Below are 20642 nucleotides of genomic sequence, written 5' to 3' on the forward strand. Positions count from 1 at the left end.
TTCGATCTCTATTTTAGAAATGAAGATCCCAACCTGCATTCCGCCAATGTTTTTGCTCTGTTGTCAGATCTGCATGTAGTAACTTATTGTTACTCACCCAGCTCCTATCTTGTGAACTTAAGGTCCAAGTCGGGCCATCGGTAGACAGTTCCAATAAAGGAAGGGGGTCGTTACTGCGTTGGCCATGGAGTAAGATGGCAAGCCGCAAGATGCGAATCAAGCTAACTACATGCTTCTTCTTAAACAGGGTAAGTTCTTCCATCTCATGTAACTTGAGAGCCTTTCTCTGAAAGCGAACCAAAGTGGCTAGCACGGATTGTTGCTCTCGGTTGAAACCAGGCATATAGGTATGGCGAAGAATATAAGCGGAATGGCGATGAAAAGCTTGTAGGCTGATACTCAGCCCCACCTCGTGCAGCAAGGCTCCCCATTGGAGTAAATCGAAGAGCTCAGAATGTTTCTTGATGCCGAGATTTTGATGTATCTGCTGTAAAAACAAAGTGGCCTGCTTTTTTATTCTATCTGCATGTTCCAAATCTACCGCATGCTTACTGGCGAGATTTTCAGTTGTCCTCATACGAATATCTGAGCGCTGGAAGCTATCTTCCATTTGGAACAAAAGGCCTTCTCGCAAAGCGCCTTCTGATACGTGTAATTCGCTGACTCTAAGACTCGCGAGTATCGCCGCTAGAATGGCAACACCCGCTGGAAAGACAGATTGGCGCTCTGCTGTGAGACCGGTGAGTTTGATGTCATTGATTCTGTTCCATTGGCACAAAGTGTCGATCAATTTATCTAATCGTCTTGAAGTGATCAGCCCATCGTCAAAGCCCATACCGATTAATACTTCTCGTATTGCTTTAATCGTTCCTGATGAACCAAAGGCGATATCCCAACCTTTTTTCTTATAGTGGTAGGCTATGGATTCCATCTTTTGCTCAGCGCCCAGTATGGCTTTGGCGAAGTTTTTCGGTGATAGCTTACCCTTAGAAAAATATTGTTTGGTATAGCTGACACACCCCATTTGTTTACTGTTGACTAACTCAGGCTCAAAACCTCGGCCGATAATAATTTCTGTGCTTCCTCCACCAATATCGATCACAAGTTTTGAATCTGATTCGGGTTGGGTATGGGCAACGCCAAGGTAAGTTAGTCTTGCTTCTTCGACCCCAGGGATAATTTCAATGGGAAATGGCAGCACTTCGCGTGCCCGCAGCAGAAAAAGGTGAGCATTACTTGCTTGACGTAATGTATGGGTTGCTGCAATGCGTACGTTATCTTGGTCAAAGCCATGCAGCCGCTCAGCAAACATAGCGAGACAATCCAGCCCTCTTTCAATGGCATCATTCTCGAGGTATTTTTGCCCTTTTAATCCAGCACCTAATCTTACTCTTTGTCTGTGGCGACTAATAAGCTGTAGTCCCTGTTCTACTACGCGAGCGACCACCATATGGAAGCTGTTTGAGCCAAGGTCGATAGCGGCAATATCACGGTTCTGTGAGGACTTCTTCATGAATAAGGACTTGCTCCCTACGTTTTCTTGTCTGTTTTTCTACTTCTTTAAGATAGTCGTATATGGCGATTTGCGAACGGATTTTCTTGCGATTACCGCGTGGTACATATTTATTGCTCATTTCTTTGTCTATGAGTCGTGCTTTTACAGTGTCGGTGAAGTGAATATTGATTATGTCAATAATGCGTCGCTTGAGCCTTGGATCGCGAACAGGAGCGGCAACTTCAATTCTGTAATCTATGTTTCGAGTCATCCAGTCTGCTGAAGATATGTAGACTTTATGAGCCCCGTTATTATGGAATATCAGCACCCTTGGATGTTCTAAAAAACGGTCTACTATGCTGATGATGCGAATATTTTCACTTACACCTTTTACGCCCGGAACCAATGAACACATGCCTCGAATCACCATTTTGATTTTGACCCCAGCATTACTTGCTTCATAAAGCTTATTAATAAGGGCTTTATCGACCAAGTTATTGACTTTGAGTGTGATGGCTGCTCGCTTACCTGCTTTGGCATTGATGATTTCTTCGTCTATATGATGATAAAGCTTTATCCGTGAGTTTCGAGGTGAGACGATAAGATGCTCAAACTTTACTGGGCGATACGGATTTTCGATGTAAGCAAATACATTTTGTACTTCATGGGTAATTTCGGGATCCGCGGTTAACAAAGAGAAGTCAGTATAGATTCTAGCGGTTTTTTCGTGAAAATTGCCAGTGCCAATGTGAGCATACCGGACCACACTATTATTTTCTTTGCGGCTGATGAGAAGTAATTTAGAGTGAATTTTTAACCCCGGTGTGCCAAAAAGCACTTGAACGCCAGCCTCTGTGAGCACTTTTGACCATTCTATATTGGCCTCTTCATCAAAGCGGGCTTGTAGCTCAACAACGACCGATACCTGTTTGCCATTATGTACAGCATCGATGAGAGAGTTCATTAAGCGAGAATCTTTGGCTACTCGATAAATATTAATTTTAATACTCAACACTTTGGGATCAAACGAAGCCTGACGCACAAGTTCTGTAATATGTTCAAATGTGTGATAGGGGTAGTAAAGCAAAATATCCCGCTGCTTGATGGCGTCAAATTTGTTGGCATATCCATCGAAATCAGAACATTGTAATGGGGGTAAAGGGCGGTTTTCGAGGTAATCTCGGCCTACATTTGGAAAGTCGATAAAGTCTTTAAAGTTATGGTAACGCCCTCCGGGAATCAGACTGTCGTAATTGGAAATTCTAAGCTTGTCGCACAGAAAAACTAACATTGCTTGGGGCATTCCCATTTCGTAAATAAAACGTACAGGCATTGCAGTTAGGCGTTGACTGACCCCTTCAGACATCTGTTCGAGCAAACTATGTTCTACCTCATGGCTTAAATCATACTCGGCGTCTCGGGTCATTTTCATCGCATAGCCTTTGAGTTGGTCGTATTCAAAGAAGCCGTAGAAAAGCTCATCCAGACAATATCTGATGATATTGTCCAATAGAATAATGGTTTTTCGACCTCTACCTTTGTCTTCAGGTACCATGACAAAGCGAGGTAAGTGACCAGTGGGAATTTCTATCAGAGCATATTGGCTATGCTCGGCTTTTTTGAGTTCAACCGTAAGGTAGGTGTATTCGTCTTTGAGAAACTCCAGTACATCGATGTCCTCTCTCAAAAGAAGTGGAGTAATATGAGGCTGGACCTGTTTTCGAAAGTAATTTCGTACCCATATCTGTTGTGACGCGTCTAGCTGATTTTCGTTAATAAGGAAAATTTTTCGCCGCGCCATCTCTCGGATAAGCTCGGAGTACAAATCATCAAACTTATCATTGAGTTTAAGGGCTTTGCTTTGCATTTTAGTTAGCAAATGTTTGGAGTTGCCATTGCTCCCGCGCTCTTGGTTGATTAAGATGCGCCTCTTAACATCGGCAAAGCGTACTTTGTAAAACTCATCCAAGTTGTTGGAAAATATACCTAAAAATCGAATCCGTTCGATGAGTGGTACTTTTTTATCTCCGGCTTCTTGTAAAACACGTTCATTGAAAGAAAGCCAACTGAGTTCCTTTTCAATATACAGCTTTTCTGTGCTCATGATTTTTCCTATTGACCGACTGACGAAGTTGACTTACCGAGTCATACTCTGAAGAAGTGCAACTTAAGGAGATAAGGGATCTGCCTTAATTGAGTTAATACATTGTTTTCAGTTGTTTAATCCGCTATGTAATATAATTGTCACCTAATCGAAATATTATACATCTGGGGACTTCTAGATAAGTGAGTGAAATGGCCAAAGCCGATTTTTCATTGCGAGAACGTGATCGCAAGCGACTAATGAAAGACAGATTTGCTCGTTGGCTGGTATCGGCTGGCGGAATTACTGTATTAGCGGCTTTGGTTTTACTATTTATTTATCTTTTATCCGTTGTTATTCCGTTATTTTCTGATGCGAAAATAACGCCAAATGTATCGATTGAGTCGATAACAACCGAAAAGCCAGTAATTCTTGGTGTTGCTGATAATGGAGAGCATGCTTACGTCGTATCAAAGTTAGGTTATGTGGACTTTTGGGCTTTAGGCAGTCGCTCGATAACACCGTTCAAAACCGATGAATTAGGCAGTCGTTACCGTTTACATCGCTCAAATCGTTTTACTCATGGTTGGGTAGGTGCTGCAAGTACATCTGGCGACGTGCTTTTGTACAAACCGCAGTTACGCCATGTTATAAAAAACGATAAACGTGTATTTTCGCCTAAAATTGACCGTATTTCTCAGCCTTTCGATCTAAAGTTTTCCGACGAGTATTCTCTGAAGAGCTTTGATTATGCGGTTGGCTCGAGTATCACCTTAGCAGGTTATTATGATGATCGCCGAGTACGAGTGCGCTGGCAGAAGACTAACCAAGCTGTGCATTCCTATCAGTTTCCTCAACCATTTGAACACTTAGATCAACTTATTATGACACCTGATGGGAACACGCTTTATCTTCGTTCCGGTTCTGAGTTGGTAGTAGCTAAAAAAGGAGCCTTAGATTTTAGTATTCGAGAAGTTGTAGATTTGAGCCTTGGCCAAGATAAAGCTGTGGTTACAAACATCAACCTTCTTGCTGGTGGTTACTCTTTGCTTGTGACTTATCAAGATGGCTTGGTGGCGCAATGGTTTGATACTGTGACCAATGGCCTGCGGGGCTTGACTCATATTCGAGACTTTCAATTAGCTTCTCAACTGACTTTCTTGCTTCCCGACACGTATCGTAAAGGTTTCTACAGTTTTTACACCAATGGAACGGTAAAAAGCCATTATACGACAAGTGAGAAACTGGCTATTTTTCAGCGGATTTATGACAAATCGCCGCAATTAGCCGCCATGTCTAATAATGAAACTTATTTATTAACTCTGTCTGGCAACGAATTACGTTTAGCCTATGTTGATAATGCATTTCCTGAGGTGTCATGGTCTTCGCTTTGGCAAAAAGTATGGTATGAGAGTTACCCTGAGCCAGAGTATGTTTGGCAAACGTCATCTGCTGACGATGAATTTGAAGCTAAGTATAGTTTAGTCCCTATTGCATTTGGTACTCTTAAAGCTGCTGCCTTTGCTATGATGTTTGCAGTGCCTATAGCCGTTTTAGGAGCTATTTATACCGCTTATTTTATGACGCCGACAATGCGCCGAGTCGTTAAGCCTTCGATAGAGTTAATGGAAGCTCTGCCCACAGTTATTATTGGCTTTATCGCAGGCCTTTGGTTTGCTCCCATGGTGGAAAGCCACCTATCTGCCGTCATTGCACTGATCCTTGTACTCCCCATATCAATCATAATGGTCGGTGGGTTATGGAACAGGCTTCCTAATGTTTGGACTTCAAGATTACCCAATGGGTTACATGTAGTGATTTTAATGCCGTTAATGGTGTTACTTACCGTTTTGATATGGAGTCAGAGCACCACTATCGAGTGGTGGTTATTTGATGGCGATGTTCGAGTTTACCTTGCAGAGAAGGGAATTGGTTTTGATCAGCGCAATGCTCTGGTGGTCGGTTTTGCTATGGGTTTTGCGGTTATACCAACGATTTTTACGATTGCAGAGGACGCTATTTTCTCTGTTCCCAAGCATTTGTCTGATGGCTCTTTGGCATTGGGGGCGACCTCTTGGCAAACCTTAATTCATGTCGTCTTATTAACGGCGAGTCCAGGTATTTTTTCTGCGGTTATGATGGGACTGGGTAGGGCTGTAGGCGAAACTATGATTGTACTTATGGCAACAGGTAATACTCCGCTCATTGACTGGAATATTCTTGAGGGCATGCGCACTTTGTCAGCCACTATAGCCGTTGAAATGCCAGAGTCCGAGGTGGGCAGTTCTCATTTTAGAATTCTATTTTTAGCTGCTCTGATTTTATTGGTATTTACCTTTATTGTGAACTCATTAGCTGAATGGGTTCGCCAACGGTTGAGAGAAAAATACCGTGCGTTATAAATGTTTTCAGTTAGGGATATTTGATGGAATTTAAGTGGTTCAGTTCTGGATCCCCATGGATATGGCTGACAGGTGGTGCTGTTAGTGTAAGTTTGCTATCAGTACTTGGCTTACTGCTCTTTATTGGCTGGAAAGGCTTATCTTATTTCTGGCCTTCTCCACTATACCAATGGAGCAATCAGCAAGGCGAGATGATTGTCGGCCAGCTTTACGCTCGTGAATCAATATCGATTAACTATTTAAAGCAGATGAACGCAGATTTGCCGCTTGATATGGAAAAGGAAAGTGATATCGAGAGGTTGGATATTAAGATTGCCAACCGCGATATTTATCCCGCCGATTTTATTTCTGTATTGTCAAAAGACCTACTTGAACCATCAATGCCTAAGATGTGGGCCGTGGTTGAGCGTACTCAAGGGGGAGATTTTTATGGCAAACCCACAGGTTACTTCACTTTAGCCAATCAGAACATGGTGACCTTAAATGTTGAAGAAACTATCGAACAAGCCCTGTTTTTTGCCAAAGAGCAGCGATTGAAAATTGATCGCTTGGTTGAAAAACAAATCAGAGTGATCAGCGCTCAGTACTCTAAGCTCAAGCTGGAGAAGAAAAAGCGTCAAATAAGTGGTCAGCTTGATGAAGAGTTTATTAGACGTTACGACAATCAGTCTCGAATATTTGGCCAACAACTTATAGAAATGGAAGCAGAGTTAGATGCACTTAGGCAGGAGCTAGAACAGCAAGGCCTGCTTATAGAGGACATGAAGGGTAATGAATACCAAATTTCACTGAGTGAGATTTTAGATGTTTGGTATCCCAATCAGATGTCTATCTGGCAAAAAGTTCATCATTGGCTTAATCAGGTGTGGAAGTTTTTAACCACAGAACCAAGAGAATCTAACTCCGAGGGTGGTGTTTTTCCCGCTATATTTGGCACTGTGTTGTTAGTTTTAATCATGTCGATGATCGTCATGCCGTTAGGTGTCATTGCAGCAATATATTTGCATGAGTATGCCAAGAACAATACTTTAACTCGATTAATACGAGTTGCTGTGATTAATCTTGCGGGGGTGCCCTCTATTGTTTATGGGGTATTTGGTTTAGGATTTTTCGTTTACACCCTCGGGGGGTCGATTGACGATTTGTTTTATTCTGAAAAGCTACCTGCTCCAACATTTGGTACGCCAGGTTTGCTATGGTCGGCATTGACTCTCGCTGTACTGACACTTCCGGTTGTTATTGTGTCAACTGAAGAGGGACTGACTAGAATCCCCAATTCTGTGCGTAATGGATCACTTGCTTTGGGGGCAACCCAGTTCGAAACTATGTGGAGAATTGTACTGCCCATGGCGAGCCCTGCGATCCTCACAGGACTGATTCTAGCCGTAGCTCGAGCGGCAGGCGAAGTGGCGCCTTTAATGTTGGTGGGTGTTGTTAAGTTGGCTTCGAGTTTGCCCCTTGATAGTCAGTTCCCATTTTTGCATTTGGATCGAAAGTTCATGCATTTAGGTTTTCATATCTATGATGTAGGGTTTCAAACGACTAACATAGAAAGTGCAAGACCCTTGGTTTATGCCACGTCGTTTTTGCTGGTGTGTGTGATCGTTGGATTGAATTTAACCGCGATCAGTATTCGTAATAATTTGCGCGAGAAATATCGAACGTTAGGGCAAGATTAAACTATGTTTTCAGTTGATCAGACTTTAGGCTATCCGGCGCCACTTGATGTGAACAAGCTCACTGATGAGCAGACCGCAATTAGTATTGAAAAGCTAAATCTTTTTTACCATAACACGCAGACGCTAATGGATATTTCTATGCGGATCCCGAAGGGACATGTTACCGCATTTATTGGTCCTTCTGGGTGTGGTAAGTCGACGTTGTTACGTTGTATTAATCGAATGAACGATTTAGTGGAAGGGTGCCGTGTCGAAGGCAAGGTGGAACTGAATGGTAGTAATATTTATCATTCCCAAGTGGATGTGCCTACTTTGCGTAGGCGGGTTGGTATGGTATTTCAGCGGCCGAACCCTTTCCCAAAATCCATCTATGAAAATGTGGTATACGGTTTACGCCTACAAGGAATAAAAAATAGTCGCACTCTGGATGATGCGGCGGAAGCATCCCTTCGCGCTGCTGCCTTGTGGGATGAAGTTAAAGATCGTCTCCATGAGAATGCATTTGGTTTATCAGGTGGTCAGCAACAACGTTTGGTTATTGCAAGAGCGATAGCCATTGAGCCAGAAGTGTTACTTCTTGATGAACCGACATCGGCATTGGACCCCATATCAACATTGACCATTGAAGAGTTGATCAGTGAACTTAAAACAAGATATACGGTGGTGATTGTCACTCACAACATGCAGCAAGCCGCTAGGGTGAGTGATCATACTGCTTTTATCCATATGGGAAAGTTGGTCGAGTATGCTGATACAGACTCAATTTTTACCTCACCTCGCCAAAAACAAACGGAAGATTATATTACTGGCCGTTACGGGTAGTATTGGAGTGAAATGATTGCTATGAACTTTGGACGTCACATATCCGGTCAATTTAATGTCGAGCTAGAATCTATTCGTACCCATGTTCTCACTATGGGGGGATTGGTTGAACAGCAACTTTCATTTGCTATGCAAGCTTTGCACAAAGAAGATGTGGAGCTTGCGCGAAAAGTTGTGCGAGATGATCACAAAGTTAACGCAATGGAAGTGTCGATTGATGAGGCATGCACGCGTATTATTGCCAAGCGTCAGCCGACAGCAAAAGACTTACGTTTGATCATGGCGATCATCAAAACAATTACTGACCTTGAGCGCATTGGTGATGTGGCAACTCGCATGGCTTATGTTGCGATTGAAAGTCCATCGTCGAAAGAGCGCCAGTTTCAAATATCCTTGGAACCTCTTTGTCGCCAGGCAATCGCGATGTTGCATCAGGCTCTTGATGCCTTTGCGCGCATGGATGTCGAGTCGGCTGCTGAGGTGCATAAATTGGATGATAAAATTGATGCTGAATACGAAGCTGTGATTCGCCAGTTAATGACTTATATGATGGAAGATCCGAAAAATATTCCTCATATACTGCAAGTCATGTGGTCTGCTCGTGCGATCGAACGTGTGGGCGATCGCTGCCAAAATATTTGTGAGTACATTATTTACTTTGTTAAGGGTAAGGATGTACGCCACTTGGGTGATCAAAGCATTGATGATGCCCTGCGTTAGATGACTCAACGCGCTAGTATGTTTCTGGGACCAAGGTTTGTGCCTCTATGGGAGCACGGTCATACCCAGCTTTTTTTAATTCGGGTAATAGAATGTCGGGATAGTGAATTCCCTGATAGTCAATCTGATTAAGCAGATGGCTAATACAATTTAATCTGGCTTGTTTCTTACTGTCTGACGGCACTACCCACCATGGGCAATGTTCAGTATCTGTGTGAGCAAACATCTGATCTTTGGCTTGTGAATATTCTGCCCAGCGCTGGCGTGATTCAAGATCCATTGGACTAAACTTCCAACGTTTGATGGGAGTATGAATTCTTTCGAGAAAGCGTTTTTCTTGTTCTTGATCAGAAACCGAAAACCAATATTTTATTAAGATAATCCCAGAACGCTGCAACATATGCTCAAATTCAGGGCAAGATCGCAGAAATTCCGTGTACTGCTCTTCAGTGCAAAAATTCATTACACGTTCAACTCCAGCCCTGTTATACCAACTTCGGTCAAAGAGGACGATTTCACCTGCCGAGGGTAAATGAGCAACGTAACGCTGGAAGTACCATTGTGTTTTTTCTTTTTCCGTCGGTGTGGGTAGGGCCGCGATTCGGCATACACGTGGGTTTAGCTTTTCAGTGATGCGTTTTATCACGCCGCCTTTGCCAGCAGCGTCGCGACCTTCAAAAATAACAACGACTTTTAGTCCTTCTTGTTTGACCCATTCTTGAAGTTTAACCAATTCTGTTTGAAGCCTAGCGAGCTCTTTTTTATAGAGTTTTTTATTCATTTTATCTTCGTCCATGAGTTTACCTTTTCAGTAAAGGCTATCACTTCGAGCATGGGCGCAAGAGAATAGAAACTAAGAATTGAGAGCTTTTACTACCTTTTTAATCGCGAGCGAGTTAGTGATAGGAACAACAAAATCATCCAAGCTTTGTTGACCCATTTTGGCGTTACTTGAGAAATTTTGCATTTTACTGGCACGGGTGGATTTTCCTGATAAATGGACTTCGGTTATTTGAGCTTTGTCAACGATCGTGTTGACATTGTCTGCGTTTAGTCCCGAACCTGCAATAATGGTTAGTCTTCCTTTGGCGAGCTTTGCCATGTCGCATAAGGTATCAAGACCTTGTTCAACGTTGGCGCTTAAACCTGATGTTAGCGCTCGTTCGCAGCCAAGCTCTGCAATATCATTGATAGCTTGTCGATAATCCACGCATTGATCTATAGCGCGATGAAAAGTAACCTCTAACTCGTGATGCTTGGCCTTATTGATCAGTCGACGGCTATGCTCCATGTTTACATGTCCTTCAGAGTTTAAGACGCCAAATACTACGCCGTTCATTCCGGCATGTGCTGCGGCTTCTATATCTATCAGCATGCTTTCAATATCATCTTGGTCGTAGAGAAAGTCTCCTTGACGAGGGCGTATCATGGCAAAAACAGGAATATTGGATAGTTTAGCTGCTTGCTTCATCATGCCATAGCTTGGGGTTAAACCACCGAGAGCCAAAGAGGAACATAGCTCTATGCGCGTTGCGCCGCCTTCTATTGCATTGTGGAGAGATTCAAGATTATCGATACAAACTTCAACAACATAGCTCATGGTTACTGACTCAAACTCAAAATCGAGTCACCATGATAAATGAAGCGCAAGGAATTTATTAGGGTAAAAATAGCGAAATGCGTTTTCCCCAAAGCAGATGTAGTCATGAGGAGAGGACGTGTTAACTCAAAATATCAATGACTTAAGTCAACACGGCCATATGATAGAAAAGTAAGAATACTTAGGCTGCGTCGTCTTGAGCTGGAGCCTCATTGATTTCTTCGACCGACTCTACCGCTTTTTTCTTTGCCGCTGGTTTGCGTTTAGCACCAAGGGCGAATAGCAGATCTTCTTTGTGTTGTGCCAAGAACATGGCTAAGTCTTCTTGCTTAGATTCATCTTCTAGCAATTCGCTTTTACCTAATAGCTCAAAAAGCTCATCAGCCATATCAAGCATTTTGTCATAGGCATCAGCTTCCGCTTTAGAGGTAAAAGTCATTTTTTCTTCTCCATTACGTTCTACCACGTACTTGACGATTACAGCCATGGTTGGTCCTCTAGCTCAAAAAATTAGTTGAATTATTTACTGTCTTTTTATACAGCTTTTATTCTATTAAGTCCAGATTGGATATGAGTTTAAAGCATAAAACTATCTACTTTTCTGCCATGAATGGCAAAAATCAATAAAGGACTTTAGTAGAGGGCTTTGATATTTTTCTTTGTGCAGTAAAAGCCAGAAACGTCTTTTCATATCCAGAGGAAGTATTAACTCAACGACTCGACCATCTTGTATGGCGGGCTGCGCAGAAAGGCGGGATAAACAGCTTAAGCCTAAGCCTGCTGCAACACTATTAATCAGTGCTTCCGTTGTATTGAGTTGAAAGCTTTCCTGCCATTGTTCGAGTCTTGGCGCTATGGTGCGAAGAAAAAACTCTCGCGAGCCAGAGCCCGGTTCTCGTAAAGCCCATTCACTTCCTTCCAATGTATCCAAAGAGATTTGCTTTTTCTTTACCAGAGGTGAATCTGGAGAACAAATGACACACATTTCATCTTGGCTAAATTGAGTCGAAATCAATAAAGGATGATTGGTTTTTCCCTCGATGAGTGCAATATCGAGTTCATAATCGATGAGCTTTTCACAAATCAAAGCAGAGTTAGAGATAAAAAGGCTCTGAGATTTGTGCATGGTTTGCTTGCGAAAATCACTTAGTAAATAAGGAGCGACCTGATTACCAACCGTATCGCTAGCTCCAATACGCAGTTCTCCAGTTAGAGTTTTACCTCCATCAAATAGCTGATTAATATCCTGAGCTCGATGCAGTAACTCATCAGCGAGAGGCAAGAGTTTTTGTCCTTCTTGGTTGAGAATAAGGCGGTTATTAACACGATCAAATAAAGAATGGCCAATCTGCTTTTCAAGCTCGGAAAGCGCCATACTTACCGCCGCTTTTGATAAAAATAATGCCTCCGAGGCTGCGGTAAGCGTGTCATGCTGAGTAATGGATATAAATACTTTCAGTTGCTTAAGAGAAATATTGGCGGCCATATGGTTTTGTTAATTTAATCTGAACGTATGTTTTAAATAATCAGATATATTCGAACGAATATCAAGCGTATTATTTCTAGTAGGAAACAGAAAAAGATTGTGAGGCAATGATGATTAAAGCGACAAAAGCAAAAGTGATGGGAGCACCCACACCAATGGCAGGATTAGCGCTAGGGATTGCCAGTTTAGGATGGTGTTGGGAGAATTTCGCTCCTTTGCATGGTTATGGTCAACTATTTGGTGCTGTTATCGCAACAGTATTACTGGTGGTATTGGCAGTGAAATTTCTTTTTCACGGTCATTTGCTTGGGCAAGATCTTGCGCACCCAGTCGTTGGCAGTGTAGTACCTACCTTTGCAATGGCGACCATGGTGGTGTCGAACTCTCTTGGCCACTTTTCCCCCATGCTTGGTGACATGCTCTGGCTTGCCGCTGTCGGTTTACATATTATTTTCCTTGTCAGTTTTGTGTACCACAGAGCAAAAGAGTTTGAGCTACATCATATGGTACCGAGTTGGTTCGTTCCACCAGTAGGCATTATCGTTGCTGATGTGTCTTTTTCGGGTAATCCAGATTTATTGTTCATTGCTAATGGCACTTTACTATTTGGTATGCTTGCCTATGCTGTCATGTTGCCTATGATGATTTATCGCTTTATGTTTACTCATCAAGTGCCCGATGCTGCTAAACCAACACTTGCGATTATGGCGGCTCCTGCCAGTCTTTCCCTAGCTGGTTATTTAACCGTGGTGTCTCAACCTTCACCAGTAATTGTGGGGCTGTTATTTGGTATTGGTGTACTAATGACTGCCATTATTTACCTCGCTTTCTTTAAACTATTGAGATTGCCTTTTAGCCCTGGTTATGCCGCTTTTACTTTCCCTATGGCAATAGGATCTACAGCATTATTTAAGCTTGCCAATTGGATGCAAACATCTGGATTGGATAGTCAATATGTGCATCAAATTCATATGCTAGCAGGCTTTGAGTTGATTGTTGCAACAGGTGTTATTGCTTATGTGGCAATCAGGTACTTTAACTTTTATCAACCTCATAAAGTGATAGTGCGTAATGCATAACCTTTTGATGGATTGATTTGTGTTTAATACTCAAGAAAGCAATGCACTTATGCTAATCTGAAGCCAATTGCGGCAATGATAGTGTGAGTGCGCTTTGTTTACTGTCTACCATTCCAACCAAGTTGATGTTTTAAAATCCCTACTTGTCGAATTGGTTCGCTTGAACCCTTTAGATAATCCCTTTGAACAAGAACAGATTTTGGTTCAGAGCCCTGGTATGTCCCAGTGGCTGAAAATAGAGTTAGCTAAAGAATTCGGTGTTGCGGCAAATATCACTTTTCCTCTCCCCGCAACTTTTATATGGGATATGTTCACCCAAGTTCTGACTGATGTCCCTCAGCGCAGCGCATTTAACAAAGAGGCGATGACTTGGAAGTTAATGCAAACGCTTCCTCGGTTGCTAGATAATGCAGAGTTTTCTGCCTTAAAACACTATCTGCAAGGTGATGACGATCAGAGCAAGCTTTATCAGGTCGCGGAGAAAATTGCAGATATTTATGATGGCTACCTTGTCTACCGACCTGAATGGATTGCCAGTTGGGAATTGGAACAAGAGGTGCTGGAGTTACAAGGAGAGCATAATTGGCAGCCTATTTTATGGCGAGCTTTATATGAGCACACCACTTCTTTAGGTCAATCTCCCTATCATAGAGCAAATCTCTATCAAGATTTTATTTCTAAGTTAGAAAATAGTACTCATCATTTTGAACAGCTACCTAAGCGTTTGTTTGTCTTTGGTATCACGTCTTTGCCACCGCGCTATATGGACGCGCTCAAAGCCATGGGTAAGCACATTGATGTGCATTTAATGTTTACTAATCCTTGTCGTTACTACTGGGGCGAAGTTCGTGATCGAAAGTATCTTGCTCGCCTTGCTGCTAGGCACCGCCAACATTTGGTGTGGAAAGAGGATCATTCTGAACTTGAAGGTGAAACGCATCAGCTTAAAGGGGATATTGATCAGAACTTAGATGACGAGCTTCACACCAACGCTATTGGCAATAGCTTGCTTGCCTCTATGGGGAAACTTGGCAGAGACAATATGTTTTTGCTATCACAGCTTGACTCCCATGAAATTGAAGCCTTTGTGGATATCGATAGAGACTCTCTGCTACATAATGTGCAGGCGGACATTCTCAATCTTGAAGAGCAGCAAAATGATCAATTGATTGATTCTAGTGCCCACAAGCACAGGGTTGAGCCTCAAGATGACTCTATCAGTTTACATGTTTGCCACAGTGCAATGCGAGAAGTCGAGGTGTTGCATGATCAATTGCTGTCTATGTTTGATCGGCAGCCGAGTTTAAAGCCACGCGATATTATCGTTATGGTGGCCGATATCAATGCCTATAGTCCAGCGATTCAAGCTGTATTTGGTAATGCGCCGGGAGAGCGATTTATTCCTTATTCGATCTCAGATAGAACCGCAGATCAAGAAAGTCCTATTTTGCACTCTTTCATGCAAGTAGTGAACTTACCCAACACCCGTTGTCTTGCCTCAGAGCTACTCGAGCTTTTGGAAACGCCCGCCATACTTGCTCGGTTCGGCCTCAGTGCTGAGGAGTTTGTGCAAGCTAAACTCTGGGTAGAGGAGTCAGGTATTCGCTGGGGACTAAACCTCAGTACTGGAGAAGAATTCGATTTGCCTCAAACGGCGCAAAATACATGGCAATTCGGTATCCAGCGTATGTTACTTGGGTATGCAATGCCTGACTCCGCTGGATTACTAGAAACTCAAAGTGGTTTACTTGCCCCTTACAATCAAGTTCAAGGCATGAATGCCGAGCTTGCGGGAAAATTGGCTCACTTTATTCAAACTGTTAGTGATTATCGCAGCAAGTTATCTGTATCTCAGCCGATTGATAAATGGCGTGAAGTATTGATCTTGGCCTTGGATGATTTCTTTATGGTAGATATAGAGGGAGAAGCTGCACTTAAGTCAATACGGGATACCTTATCTGGGTTACATGAGCAGATTAAAGAGGCAGCCTATCAGCAAGACTTGACGCCAAATATTGTCTCACAGTACCTCAAAAAGAAGCTTTCAACGACTCGAGTCAGTCAGCGTTTTCTTGCAGGACAGGTCAACTTTTGTACTTTGATGCCAATGCGCTCAATTCCGTTTCACATTGTATGCCTATTAGGCATGAATGATGGCGTATATCCGCGGACCGTCGCGCCAGAAGGTTTTGATCTTATGAATGGTAGGGCTCGACCTGGGGACCGTTCGCGCCGTGATGATGATAGGTATCTTTTTCTAGAGGCTTTGTTGTCTGCACAACAAAAGCTTTACATCAGTTATGTTGGTCGCTCAATTCAAGATAACACTGAACGAGTAGCCTCAGTTTTGGTCTCCGAGCTGATGGAATATTGCCAACACAACTATTGCTTGGCGGGAGATGAAGGCTTGGACTCCGATCAATCTGGCCAACAATTGCTGGCATGGATACGGCGTTTACATCCCATGGTGCCTTTTAGCGTTAATGCGTTTGCCAATGGTAATGTTAGCTATGCCAAAGAGTGGCTTCCGGCTGTTAATCGTCAAGGCCATAGTAGCGGTCAGTTTAATCGCCAGTTAAGTGATTATTTGCTTGATGCTGTCTATCCGCTAGATTTGGATTTAGTTGAATTACAACGCTTTTGGCGATTGCCGGTGCAATATTTCTTTAACCGGCGTTTAAAAGTGGTGTTTGAACCCCCTTTACCTGTAACTCAAGATGAGGAACCTTTTGCCCTTAATGGTCTAGAAAGCTATCAAATGCGAGACAGTTTGCTTGAAGTTTTACTCGAGGCGCAACATAAAGGGGACCTCGAGCAACAAGTTATTATCGACGATTTTATTGCAGAGCAAAGAGCTCAAGGAAAGTTACCAGTGGGCGCTTTTGGAGATATTGAGTTTGAAACCAATCGGGTCCAAGCGCAGGAGTTAGTCGAAAAGCTAGCTTGGCTTTGTTGTGACGAAAAAGAAGATCATGAAGTAAAGTTGTCGTTTGACGTATTAGGTGAGGGACGAGTTGTTGAACTTAGTGGTTGGTTAACACAAAACTATCGTTCAGGTTTGGTGCGCTTTCGCAGTGGTCGCATAAGAGCTCAAGATTACTTATCCGCTTGGATAGATCATCTGGCCATCAATGCCATGGGACAAAACCAGCCTACCCATCTGCTTGGTTACGATCGTAAAGAGGGTGTTGTTCACTTAAGCTTTCCTTCAATCGCTGACACGTCATTGGCTCAATCTCATCTTGGTGAATTGATTCGACTGTATTATCAAGGGATGACCACACCCCTAGCTTATTTTCCCAATACCGCCTTAGCTTGTGTAGAAGCAGGCTTTAATCGAGGCAGTTGGTCTGATAATCAAGAAAAGTCGTTTAAGAAGATGGCTGAGGTGTTCAACAATGGTTATTTCAACAAAGATGGCTATTTCAACAAAGGTGAAGGGGCGAATACTTATATTAATAGGATTTGGCCCCAGTGGAGTGATGAGCTTGCAAGTCAAGTGTGGGAGTTAGCGGCTTTGGTTATCCAAGCTCCGAGATTAGCTGTACAGGCCGATGACGAGAAGTAACCGGTGAAGGTGTTTAATAATGTCAATTATCACGAGCCTGAGCGGCTTTTTTATGTGCAAGTTAAGGGTGGAAAATAGTGACATCTAGACCGGTAGCAACATCGCTTAATACCATGACTTTTCCGCTCCATGGCGCTCGCTTAATTGAGGCATCTGCAGGAACCGGAAAAACTTTTACTATCGCTGGCTTATACCTAAGGCTACTTCTTGGTCATGGTAGCGCAGAGACCAAACATCAGCAGCCATTGACCGTGGACCAAATATTAGTGGTCACTTTTACCGAAGCGGCAACGGCTGAGCTGCGCGATCGTATTCGAGCTCGTATTCATGATGCGAGGCTCGCGTTTTCGAGAGGAAAAAGTACTGATCCTGTTATCGCACCCTTACTGAATCAAGTTGACGACCATCGCCAAGCTGCGGAGATTCTTTTACAAGCCGAAAGGCAAATGGATGAAGCAGCAGTTTTTACCATTCACGGTTTCTGTCAGAGAATGCTCACTCAAAATGCATTTGAATCGGGCAGTCGTTTTGAAAACGAATTTATTACTGACGAAAGCCGGCTCAAAGCTCAGGTAGTCGCGGATTATTGGCGACGCAACTTTTATCCATTACCGCTGAATTTAGCCGGAGAGGTTCGCCGTCTTTGGGGCAATCCTAGTAAGTTATTAAGGAAAATCAGCCCATATTTGACTGGTTCTCCACTGCGAATTTCGGTCCCTGTTATGCAAGGCAGTTTAGCTGAACTCCATGCTGAAAATATTAATAAAATTAATAAGCTTAAAGCACTTTGGTTGTCTGGTAAGGACGATTACCTCGCTCTGATTAGTGAGTCAGGAATTAATAAGCGCAGCTACAGTAAAAAATCTTTGCCCGCATGGCTTGAAACGGTCGATGTTTGGGCATCTACAGACACAACTGGCTACGATTATCCCGATAAGCTGGAAAAGTTTGCGCAAAATGTTTTGCAACAAAAAACGCCGAGTGGTGATGTGCCTTGCCACCCCGTATTTGTTGCGATAGAGCAATTTCTCTCCAGCCCTATCAGCTTAGAAGCGCCGATATTAGCTCATGCAATAGACCAATGCCGTGAAATGCTGAGCAAAGCCAAGCAGCAGAAACAGTGGTTGTCGTTTGATGATTTGCTGACTCAGCTTTCGGCCGCGATAGATGATGACGATGCCGAACAGCTTGCTTCGCGGATACGAACATTATATCCGGTTGCGATGATCGATGAGTTTCAAGATACAGACCCGCTGCAGTATAGTATTTTCAGTCGTATTTATCTGAGTGAACCACAATGTGGTTTGTTTATGATTGGCGATCCTAAACAGGCAATATATGGCTTTCGAGGGGCCGATATTTTTACTTATATCAAGGCTCGTAATCAGGTGTCATCTCATTTTACTTTGGGAACAAACTGGCGCTCAAGCCAAGATATGGTCACTGCGGTGAACCAGTTATTTGATACGCCAGATTGCCCATTTATATACGATGATGATATTCCTTTTTTGCCCGTTGATGCTAGCCCAGAAGCAGACAAACGCCAGTGGTTGTTAAATGGTAAAACGCAACCTGCTTTGACTTTTTGGCTACAAGAAACCGAAAACACCCCTATAACTAAGGGCGAATACCAACAAGTAATGGCGCAAGCATGCGCGCAAGAAATTCATCATATTTTAGCCTTGGCTCAGCAATCACAGGCGGTATTTGATGATGGAAAATCTCAGCACGGTATTCAAGCTGGAGATATCGCTGTATTGGTAAGAACTGGCAGTGAAGGACGTCTTATCAAGCAAGCATTAGCGGCCAAGGGCATTGCCAGCGTCTATCTGTCAAACCGTGATAATGTGTTTACTTCACCTGTTGCGCAAGATATTCAACGTTTATTGCAAGCCGTACTGACACCAGAAAATGAACGAGCGCTACGAGCTAGCATTGCTTCGGAGTTATTTGCACTAGACGCAGGATCACTAGATAAACTCAATAATGATGAAATTGAATGGGAAACCATCATCAATGAGTTTAGAGAATATCGGCATTTATGGATGCAGCGCGGTGTGTTGCCCATGCTTCGCAGTGTAATCAGTAAACGGCATATTGCGGAGCGTTTATTAGAGGAAGACAGTGGCGAGCGCTTTCTAACTGATTTGATGCATATTGGCGAGTTACTGCAACAAGCGAGTATCGAGTTAGACAGTGACCATGCGCTTTTACGTTGGCTAGCCCAATCTATCATTGATGCTGAAGCAGGCTTTGGCGGCAGCGAAGAACAGATTCAGCGTTTGGAATCTGAGCGTAACTTGGTACAAATCATTACTATCCACAAATCCAAAGGGTTGGAATATGACCTAGTCTTTTTGCCATTTGTGTTTTCTTATCGTCAAGCCAGTGAAGCCAAGTATTACGATAATCAACTGGATCAAACCATACTCGATATCAGGGCGCAGGAGGCGTCACTTCAACAAGCTGATAGAGAAAGGTTGGCCGAAGATCTACGTCTCCTTTATGTTGCGCTGACGAGAGCTGTTTATGGCTGTTTTGTTGGTGCGGCGCCAATTAGAGATGGTCGTTCCAGTAAAGAGCCTACAGGCGTTCATCACAGCGCTATAGGTCATCTATTGCAAAATGGTCAGCAAGGCGGTGTAGCTGATTTGACGGCTGCATTGGAGCAACAAGCCAATACACAGCCTTGTATCAAGCTTGTTTCCTTGCCTGAATTTAATAGTGAAAAGTTAATCACTGACCAAGCTGAGCAAGTAAAATTAACAGCTAAAGAATTGCAAGCAAGCATTGACCGAAACTGGCGAATTACCAGCTATTCTGGGCTGGTTAAGCAAGGGGGCAGTCACCCATTTAATGAGGCTGCAACAGACATATTGACCTTGGATCTGGACTCTTTTGATGATAAAGAAGTTGAAGAGTTGCTAGAGCCTCAAAAAAGTATCTTTACCTTTCCTAAAGGTGCGAGAGCCGGTACTTTTTTACATACTGTATTTGAAGATATAGAGTTTACCGAGCCAGCGACAAGTGCTACTAACACTCAAGTCATTAATAATTTGATGGAAGGTGAGCAATTAGACTCTGGATGGCTACCCGTATTGCAGTGCTTAGTTGACACTGTATTGACCACCCCTCTCGATGGTAAAAAGCTGAAACTCAATCAAAAAAGCTCATCTTCTCGCCTTGTTGAAATGGAATTTTTACTTCCAATTGAGGTGCTTACCGCGCCAGCTTTAAATCGCGTTATTCAGCGTTATGATCCTTTATCTGCCAAAGCGGGCGATCTGGGTTTTCATTTAGTACAAGGTATGCTTAAAGGCTTTATTGATCTGGTGTTCGAGCATCAAGGCCAATATTTTATTCTCGATTGGAAATCAAATTATCTTGGTGACAGCGTCAGTGACTATCATGGGGATGCGTTAAACAACGCGATGGCTGAGCATAGATATGATTTACAATACCAAATTTATGCTTTGGCATTGCATCGATTCTTGCGTTCTCGTTTGCCCGATTATGATTATCATGCTCATTTTGGCGGTGTTTATTACTTGTTTTTACGTGGTATGGATGGTCAAAGAGAACATGGGATTTTTTATGCTCGTCCCTCGTTGGCTCTTTTGAATGATTTAGACAGTTTAATTGACGGGCATTCGATAGAACCAAAACAAACCGATTCAGGACAGATGGAGTTAATATAGGATCCTAGTT

At 43.0% G+C, this 20642-nt stretch carries 13 protein-coding genes; 7 read left to right on the top strand and 6 right to left on the bottom strand.

Annotated features, from left to right (window positions below; translation table 11 throughout):
- Nucleotides 1-13 precede the first annotated feature (13 nt).
- Together ppx and ppk1 are read right to left on the bottom strand one after the other, a co-directional pair.
- Nucleotides 14-1513: an exopolyphosphatase gene (gene ppx / locus MHN79_RS10545; protein WP_239172855.1), complete on the bottom strand. Its 1500-nt coding sequence runs from the start codon at nt 1511-1513 to the stop codon at nt 14-16.
- On the bottom strand, nt 1488-3599 hold the full coding sequence (ppk1, locus tag MHN79_RS10550; protein WP_239172856.1) for a polyphosphate kinase 1: 2112 nt from the start codon (nt 3597-3599) through the stop codon (nt 1488-1490). Before ppk1 ends, ppx begins: the two co-directional genes overlap by 26 nt.
- Nucleotides 3600-3790: 191 nt before the next feature.
- Between ppk1 and MHN79_RS10555 the strand changes: the two genes are divergently transcribed.
- From MHN79_RS10555 to phoU, 4 genes are read left to right on the top strand one after another with little or no spacing between them, the layout of a single operon-like run.
- Nucleotides 3791-5980, top strand: coding sequence for an ABC transporter permease subunit (locus MHN79_RS10555; RefSeq protein ID WP_239172857.1), 2190 nt, complete (start codon nt 3791-3793; stop codon nt 5978-5980).
- Nucleotides 5981-6003: 23 nt separating this feature from the next.
- Nucleotides 6004-7659 (top strand): phosphate ABC transporter permease PstA, encoded by a 1656-nt coding sequence (pstA, locus tag MHN79_RS10560; protein WP_239172858.1) that lies wholly within the window; start codon nt 6004-6006, stop codon nt 7657-7659.
- A 3-nt stretch (nt 7660-7662) separates the two neighbouring features.
- Nucleotides 7663-8481 (top strand): phosphate ABC transporter ATP-binding protein PstB, encoded by an 819-nt coding sequence (gene pstB / locus MHN79_RS10565; protein ID WP_239172859.1) that lies wholly within the window; start codon nt 7663-7665, stop codon nt 8479-8481.
- A gap of 21 nt (nt 8482-8502) precedes the next feature.
- Nucleotides 8503-9201 carry a phosphate signaling complex protein PhoU gene (phoU, locus tag MHN79_RS10570; protein WP_114786588.1) on the top strand — a complete coding sequence of 233 codons (699 nt, stop codon included), beginning with the start codon at nt 8503-8505 and terminating at the stop codon, nt 9199-9201.
- Nucleotides 9202-9214: 13 nt separating this feature from the next.
- Here the strand turns inward: phoU and ppk2 are convergent, their stop codons facing one another.
- From ppk2 to MHN79_RS10590, 4 genes are all read right to left on the bottom strand, one after another.
- Entirely contained in the window at nt 9215-9997 is a 783-nt protein-coding gene (gene ppk2 / locus MHN79_RS10575) for a polyphosphate kinase 2 (RefSeq protein WP_239172860.1), read from the bottom strand.
- 57 nt (nt 9998-10054) lie between these two features.
- Nucleotides 10055-10801, bottom strand: a complete 747-nt coding sequence (locus MHN79_RS10580) for a copper homeostasis protein CutC (protein ID WP_239172861.1) — start codon at nt 10799-10801, stop codon at nt 10055-10057.
- Between the two features lie 181 nt (nt 10802-10982).
- A complete protein-coding gene (locus MHN79_RS10585; protein WP_239172862.1) occupies nt 10983-11288 on the bottom strand; it encodes a YebG family protein in 306 nt (101 codons plus the stop codon).
- A gap of 102 nt (nt 11289-11390) precedes the next feature.
- Nucleotides 11391-12287 carry a LysR family transcriptional regulator gene (locus tag MHN79_RS10590; RefSeq protein ID WP_239172863.1) on the bottom strand — a complete coding sequence of 299 codons (897 nt, stop codon included), beginning with the start codon at nt 12285-12287 and terminating at the stop codon, nt 11391-11393.
- 110 nt (nt 12288-12397) lie between these two features.
- On the opposite strand from MHN79_RS10590, the gene MHN79_RS10595 reads away from it, so the two are divergent.
- The 3 genes from MHN79_RS10595 (at nt 12398) to recB (ending at nt 20632) form a co-directional block, all read left to right on the top strand.
- Nucleotides 12398-13366: a TDT family transporter gene (locus tag MHN79_RS10595; RefSeq protein WP_239172935.1), complete on the top strand. Its 969-nt coding sequence runs from the start codon at nt 12398-12400 to the stop codon at nt 13364-13366.
- Nucleotides 13367-13460: 94 nt separating this feature from the next.
- Nucleotides 13461-16934 carry an exodeoxyribonuclease V subunit gamma gene (gene recC / locus MHN79_RS10600; protein WP_239172864.1) on the top strand — a complete coding sequence of 1158 codons (3474 nt, stop codon included), beginning with the start codon at nt 13461-13463 and terminating at the stop codon, nt 16932-16934.
- Between the two features lie 113 nt (nt 16935-17047).
- On the top strand, nt 17048-20632 hold the full coding sequence (gene recB, locus MHN79_RS10605) for an exodeoxyribonuclease V subunit beta (RefSeq protein WP_239172936.1): 3585 nt from the start codon (nt 17048-17050) through the stop codon (nt 20630-20632).
- The last annotated feature ends 10 nt before the right edge of the window (nt 20633-20642 follow it).

It is taken from the genome of Vibrio sp. Of14-4 (assembly GCF_022347625.1).
GTDB classification, from domain to species: domain Bacteria; phylum Pseudomonadota; class Gammaproteobacteria; order Enterobacterales; family Vibrionaceae; genus Vibrio; species Vibrio pristinus.

Bases quoted from the DNA above. Each gene is read 5' to 3' on its own strand.
- ppx (WP_239172855.1), bottom strand. From the start codon at position 1,513: ATGAAGAAGTCCTCACAGAACCGTGATATTGCCGCTATCGACCTTGGC.
- ppk1 (WP_239172856.1), bottom strand. From the start codon at position 3,599: ATGAGCACAGAAAAGCTGTATATTGAAAAGGAACTCAGTTGGCTTTCT.
- MHN79_RS10555 (WP_239172857.1), top strand. From the start codon at position 3,791: ATGGCCAAAGCCGATTTTTCATTGCGAGAACGTGATCGCAAGCGACTA.
- pstA (WP_239172858.1), top strand. From the start codon at position 6,004: ATGGAATTTAAGTGGTTCAGTTCTGGATCCCCATGGATATGGCTGACA.
- pstB (WP_239172859.1), top strand. From the start codon at position 7,663: ATGTTTTCAGTTGATCAGACTTTAGGCTATCCGGCGCCACTTGATGTG.
- phoU (WP_114786588.1), top strand. From the start codon at position 8,503: ATGAACTTTGGACGTCACATATCCGGTCAATTTAATGTCGAGCTAGAA.
- ppk2 (WP_239172860.1), bottom strand. From the start codon at position 9,997: ATGGACGAAGATAAAATGAATAAAAAACTCTATAAAAAAGAGCTCGCT.
- MHN79_RS10580 (WP_239172861.1), bottom strand. From the start codon at position 10,801: ATGAGCTATGTTGTTGAAGTTTGTATCGATAATCTTGAATCTCTCCAC.
- MHN79_RS10585 (WP_239172862.1), bottom strand. From the start codon at position 11,288: ATGGCTGTAATCGTCAAGTACGTGGTAGAACGTAATGGAGAAGAAAAA.
- MHN79_RS10590 (WP_239172863.1), bottom strand. From the start codon at position 12,287: ATGGCCGCCAATATTTCTCTTAAGCAACTGAAAGTATTTATATCCATT.
- MHN79_RS10595 (WP_239172935.1), top strand. From the start codon at position 12,398: ATGATTAAAGCGACAAAAGCAAAAGTGATGGGAGCACCCACACCAATG.
- recB (WP_239172936.1), top strand. From the start codon at position 17,048: ATGACTTTTCCGCTCCATGGCGCTCGCTTAATTGAGGCATCTGCAGGA.